Origin of the sequence: Pinirhizobacter sp. (assembly GCF_035317885.1) — a bacterium.
Lineage (GTDB): Bacteria > Pseudomonadota > Gammaproteobacteria > Xanthomonadales > Rhodanobacteraceae > Pinirhizobacter.
On sequence record NZ_DATHFX010000252.1, the window covers coordinates 1 to 3622 of the forward strand.

The following is a 3622-nucleotide window of genomic DNA, read 5'->3' on the forward strand; positions in this document are numbered from 1 at the left end:
CGACAGCAAGCAATGGGAGCGAGGCAAGCCCTATCCGCCGCTGGCGACGATCCAGGTCGCTGCCTTCTTGCGTGATGCCGGGCACGAGGTGACCTTGTTCGACTCCATGCTCGCTGAAGGCGTTGAGGACTACGAACCGGCGTTCCATGAGTCGGCACCGGACGTGGTGGTCTTCTACGAAGACAATTTCAACTTCCTGACCAAGATGTGCCTGGGCCGCATGCGCGAAGCGGCCTGCCGGATGATCGCCGAAGCAAGCTCGATGGGGGCACGGGTGATCGTGGCCGGCTCCGATGCCTCGGACCATCCCGACGCGTTCCTGGCGGCGGGCGCCGATGCGGTGCTGGTGGGCGAGGGCATCGCCGCGCTCGCCCAGCTGATCGATAGGCTGGATGCGAACCCGGCCATGGACGCGCGCGACTGGGTGTCGAACATCGACGGCGTGGCCACGCTCGTGGCCGGCCAGGCGAAGGTGCCGCGTATCGGCGCGATGCCACCGGACCCGCGCCTGGTGGGCCATCCGGCCTGGGATCTGGTGGACATTGAACGTTACCGCGCCCTGTGGAAGGAACGGCACGGTTACTTCAGCCTGAACATGGCTGCCTCGCGTGGCTGCCCGTTCCGCTGCAACTGGTGTGCGAAGCCGATCTGGGGCAACCACTACAAGCAACGGGACGCAGCGGACGTGGCCGCGGAGATGACCTACCTCAAGCACGCGTACGCACCCGACCATATCTGGATGGCCGACGATATCTTCGGCTTCCACATCGACTGGGTCAGCGCCTTTGCCGAGCACCTGGACGAGGCCGATGGCTCGGTGCCCTTCACCATCCAGACGCGCGCGGACCTTTGCAGCGATCGCATGGCCGACGCGCTGGCGCGGGCCGGGTGCGCCGAAGCATGGATCGGTGCCGAAAGCGGCAGCCAGCGCGTGCTGGACAGCATGACCAAGGGCACCCGCGTGGACGACCTGGTGGCTGCCCGGCAGCGGCTGGGCAAGCGCGGCATCCGCGTCGGTTTCTTCATCCAGCTGGGCTATCTCGGTGAACAGCTCGACGATCTCCTGGCCACGCGTGCATTGATTGCCCGCGCCGCGCCCGACGATATTGGGGTGAGCGTGTCCTATCCACTTCCGGGGACCAAATTCTTCGAGCAGGTGCAGGCCCAGTTGGGCGAAAAGACCCACTGGCAGGACTCCGGCGACCTGGCCATGATGTTCAGCGGCGCCTACGACTCGCACTTCTACCGTAGCTTCCGCGACCTCTTGCATACCCAGGTGGAGTTGCAACAGGCGGGCCAGGAGGCACCAGCGATGGAGCTGGCCAGCCTCCAGGCGCGATGGGATGCCCTGATCGCCTGCGAGGGCGCGCACCGCAACCCGAACGCCACGCCCGTTTTGGCACCTTCCGACGCCAGCCAGGTCAAGCGCCGTGCTGCCACCTCTCAAAACCGTTAGGCAGGGCCTCCGCCTCGCCACCGAAGCACTGGCCTGCGAGCTTGCAAGGCCCGGTGGCCCGACCCCTGCGTGGGACGAGGCGCAGTGGCGCCTGGCGTCGGCGGCGGCTGCCATCCACGGCGTAGCGCCGCTGATGGCCAAATGCCAGGCCTGGCAAGGGCCGCACTGGTCGGCTTTCACTGCAAGCCAACGCGAGCATGTGGAAGCGCGCCATCAGCGCATCGCGGACCTGCTTTCGCAGATCGACCAGCAGGCACGCACCGCCGGCATAGCCACGGTACCGTTGAAAGGTTCGGCCTTGCACGCGATGGGGCTTTACCAGGCGGGCGACCGGCCCATGGCCGACATCGACCTGTTGGTGCCCGAAGGCGACCTCGACGCGATGACGGCCTTGCTCCAGGGCCTGGGTTACGTGCTTTCGTTTTCGGTGTGGAAACACCGCGTGCTGAAGCCTGCCGATGGCGAGCGGCAGTTCTGCCTGGGCGAACACCGTGATACCCCGGTCAGTATCGAGCTGCATTCCCGCATCCAGGAACGCTTGCCGGTGGTCACGGTGGACATCACCGAACGGGTGTTCCCCGGCGCGGCACATCCGGGACTCAACGCGTATCCATCCAACGGTGCGTTGATGAGCCACCTGTTGTTGCATGCGGCGGGGAATATCTGCAATCGCAGCATGCGCCTTCTGCACATGCACGACATCGCATTGCTGGCCGCTCGCATGTCCGCCAACGACTGGGACGAAGTCTGGGGTGCCGACCGCCGCGGTGCATGGTGGGCGTTCCCCGCGCTGGCCATGGTGGCGCGTTATTACCGGCATGCGATCCCCCGGGCAGTGCTCCGCCGGCTGCCGGCCCGCGGCCGTCCCCTGCTGCGCCTGGCCTCGCGGCGGCGCACGCTCACCGAAGCCTCGTGCACCGGCTTGTGGCATCACACGTTGCACGGCATCGAGTGGCTCGGCTCGTTCGGCGAATTGCGCGCGTACCTGGAGAACCGCATCCGGCCACCCGCCGAGGCGCTGCAGGAACAACAGGACATGATGCGCACGCAATTGTGGCTGCGCGAACATAGCTGGGTGGACCTGCCCAGGGGACGCCGGTTCCTTCGTGTGTTGACGGGGCCGGTGCCGCGCATGGACACCTTGTACGCCGTGCGCGCCGCCTTCGAAGAATTCGGCGACACGGTAACGCCAGCCCCTCAGCCGGTAGTGGCGGCCAACGGCCCGAGTACTTCCAGGTACAGCGTCTCGAACGCACGGGCGGTGTAGTCGGCATCCTCGATGATGGCGCGGTGCTGCGCGATGCCGGCCATGTGCAGGCGAAGATCCTCGTTGGCCAGCAGGCGCTCGATACCGCTGGCAAGCGCCGTGGCGTCGCCCACGGGCACCGCGAGCGCTGCGGACGGTGACCATTCCACCAGGTGCCCCACCGCCGTACCCACCGTGGGCACGCCGGCGATGGCAGCCTCGAACAACACCATGGGACCGGCTTCGTGCGCGGACGACATCACCAGGAGGTCCGCGGCCTTGACCAGGTCGCGAAGCTCACGATGCGTCCTGAAACCCATGAAATGGACGTTCCCCTCCAGGCCAAGGTGGTTTGCCAGCGCCTGCATCTGGCCGTCCAGGGTGTCCACGCCCACGATATCCATCCGGAAGGCGATACCCGCGCGCTTCAGTTTCGCCAGCGCGTGAAGCAGGGTAGGTTGGTCCTTGACGCGGTTGAGGCTGGCCACGTGGATAAGGCGCGCCACGGATTGGCCGCGCCGGCGCGGCGCCAGCGGTGACCAGGTGCGCAAGTCCACGCCCAGCGCAATGCGCCGCGCATGGATGCCTAAGGCGAGCAGCGATTCCACCACCGGCACGCTGGCCGCGGTGACCGCATGCGCGCCGCGCAGGACGCAGGCTTCGCGCAGGCGGCCCTTCCAGTTCCGCCGTCCGCCGTAGCCGATGCGCGGCATCGAAACCAGCTCGCCACCGCCGATATGCACCACGCCACGCGCATGCAGCCATCGCGCGGCGACTACCGCCACCTGGCCGCACGCCCCGGAGAACAACGCCTGCACCACGTCGAACGCACCGCGGCGATGCTCGTTGCGAATCGCCGCCAGCGCCCGCAGGCGGGTCCAGCCGTCGCCGATGTTGTGGACCGTCGCACCGAGCAATGG

At 67.2% G+C, this 3622-nt stretch carries 3 protein-coding genes; 2 read left to right on the top strand and 1 reads right to left on the bottom strand.

What is annotated here, in order from left to right; all coding sequences use genetic code 11:
• Together VK519_RS08220 and VK519_RS08225 are read left to right on the top strand one after the other, a co-directional pair.
• Window positions 1-1456: B12-binding domain-containing radical SAM protein (locus VK519_RS08220; RefSeq protein ID WP_324348908.1), on the top strand; the 1456-nt coding region annotated here is incomplete at its 5' end.
• Window positions 1431-2723 carry a nucleotidyltransferase family protein gene (locus VK519_RS08225; RefSeq protein ID WP_324348909.1) on the top strand — a complete coding sequence of 431 codons (1293 nt, stop codon included), beginning with the start codon at window positions 1431-1433 and terminating at the stop codon, window positions 2721-2723. The genes VK519_RS08220 and VK519_RS08225, both read left to right, overlap by 26 nt.
• On the opposite strand, the gene VK519_RS08230 is transcribed toward VK519_RS08225, so the two are convergent.
• On the bottom strand, window positions 2654-3622 hold a 969-nt coding region (locus VK519_RS08230; protein ID WP_324348910.1), incomplete at its 5' end, for a glycosyltransferase family 4 protein. The genes VK519_RS08225 and VK519_RS08230 overlap by 70 nt on opposite strands.